The sequence below is a fragment of the Ligaoa zhengdingensis genome (assembly GCF_014384885.1).
Classification (GTDB): Bacteria; Bacillota; Clostridia; order Oscillospirales; family Ruminococcaceae; genus Ligaoa; species Ligaoa zhengdingensis.
The window spans coordinates 1-1,953 of sequence record NZ_JACRST010000072.1 but is presented as its reverse complement, the minus strand read 5'-3'; the positions used below and the strand labels follow the sequence as shown (position 1 = coordinate 1,953).

2 protein-coding genes and 1 pseudogene are annotated in these 1,953 nt (G+C 56.8%); all 3 read right to left on the bottom strand.

What is annotated here, in order from left to right:
- Positions 1-109 (bottom strand): annotated as a pseudogene (locus tag H8711_RS13635) (DNA cytosine methyltransferase); the annotation flags it as partial.
- Positions 96-452 carry a DUF7768 domain-containing protein gene (locus H8711_RS13630; protein ID WP_003500157.1) on the bottom strand — a complete coding sequence of 119 codons (357 nt, stop codon included), beginning with the start codon at positions 450-452 and terminating at the stop codon, positions 96-98. The gene H8711_RS13630 and the pseudogene H8711_RS13635, both read right to left, overlap by 14 nt.
- A 309-nt stretch (positions 453-761) precedes the next feature.
- The coding region (locus H8711_RS13625; RefSeq protein WP_249283879.1) for a ParB/RepB/Spo0J family partition protein at positions 762-1,953 on the bottom strand (1,192 nt) is incomplete at its 5' end.

The following is a 1,953-nucleotide window of genomic DNA, read 5'->3' as shown; positions in this document are numbered from 1 at the left end:
GCGCTTTTTCAATCTCACTGGCCCATACCGGACGGATACCGCACCGGGAAGCAGCCAGAGGGAACACGCCGATCCCGTCGAAAAGGCTTCCCAGCTTAATGTCCGGCATGGCCCGGGGTACCATGTCCCTTCACGGCAAGCACCCCTTCCAGTGTGGTCGCCGCAATGCCCAGCCGCCCGGCAACCGCAATATCATTTTTTACATCCTCGTCCACAGCGCTGCCGCAGACAATCAGGGTGTGGGAGCGCCGCAGCATATCCCGGCGCATATCAATCCCAGCCTTGTGTTCCTCGGGAACGCTGTCATTCAAAAACAGCGGCAGATACAAGAGCGGGCAGATCGGGGAAAAGCCCGCCTCATAAGCAAGACGGCAGTAGTGGGCCGCCAGCTCCATATCAACATCCGGCTCGCCGCTCCATGCGGCGGTCAGGTATGCTAAAGGTCGTTTCATTGGTTGAGCCTCCATTTCTGTTTTGGTTTAGGGAAAAGCAAGAGTTCGCCCAACCCCTCCGCCCCTTCCCCCGGGAAGGGGAACGGCTCTGGAGAATTTATATCCCCGTCGCTTGATCGGGAAAAAGCATAACCGGGAGAAATCCGTCAAGGGTGCCTCTGGCACCGCCTGCGGCGGCGCTGCCCTTGACTGATTTTCCCGGCTATGCTACGGAATAACTGGCGACGGGGAATAATTTATATCTCCAGAGCTTCGGGGCGCGGGGCAGAGCCCCGCAATCCTCGGGCCATGCTGACCCGAAGTTTGGGCTTACTTTTCCTGTTCGGTTTTCTTCTCCGGCTTTTCATGTTCCTTCTGCTGACCCTTCCAGTCGTCCAGCAGCTTGATGATCTGGTCCTTCATTTCCCTCGGCGTAGTTTCCTTGCCGAAATACTTGCTCAGTTCCGCACCTGTCAAAATCACTTTGTCTACCTCCTTTTTGTCCTCCATCATAATGCCGTCAATCACATCCCCGTTGAGCAGCTTCTTTTCGTCCAGCTCACGCATACGCTTTGCCTGCGCCTGTGAAGGCGAGGACTGCTGGCTGTCAATGGCGACGGCGATATAGTTCTGGTTCTTCTTGCCGATATAGGAAAGCTCCACCGCCGTAGTAAAGCCCAGCTTTTTTTCATCCATCAGCTTCATCAGGTCGGGAACCAGCTCATTGAGCCGGATATACCGCTGCACCTGCTTGACCGCCATCTTATTGCGCTCGGCTACAATTTCGTTGGAGCGTTTTCCTGCGTCCTTCGGGTCAATCTGGCCCGAAGTGCGGGAGCCCTGGTGCTTGATGGCCTCAAGCTGCATTTTCAAGGCTTTGGCCCGCTCACTGGGGAGGATTTCTTCACGCTGGTTGAGATTGTCCTCGACCATCTGCGTGATGGCTTCATCGTCCGTCAGATTGCGAACAATACAGGGCATATCCGCATATCCGGCAAGCTCGCTGGCCTTCTGGCGGCGGTGGCCGGACACGATCTCATAGCCGCCATCCTCACGGGGACGGACGATAGCGGGCTGGGTCACGCCCTTGTCCTTGACGCTGGACACCATAGCCCGCATTTCTTCATCATCCCGAACCTCAAAGGGATGGTTCTTGAAGGCGTGAAGCTCGTTCAGCTTGATATAGACGATCTGTTCCTTGCCCCGGCGTGGTGCATCCTTCGGTTTTTCGGGTTCCTTCGGAGCGGGAGCGGCCTGTACCGTTGGCGCCGTTTTTTTCTCCGGTTCCTTTTTGACCGCATTTTCCGGTTTCTGTGCGGGAGCTTCGGGCTTTGGGGTTGCGGCCTTGTCCTTATCTGCTTTCGGGGGACGGCCCCGGCGCTTCGGCTGTTCCGGCTCTTTGGGTTTTTCCTCCGCTTTCTTCGGAGCCTCCGGCTGCTTTTCCGGTTTTTCCGTTTTTGCCGGGGCAGGCTTTTCCCCGCTGGGAGCTGCCGCCCGTTCCTCGACCTTCTTTTCCTTCATA

What these genes read in the sequence shown, in the direction of transcription:
- H8711_RS13630 (WP_003500157.1), bottom strand. Translation starts at nt 452, where the DNA reads ATGAAACGACCTTTAGCATACCTGACCGCCGCATGGAGCGGCGAGCCG.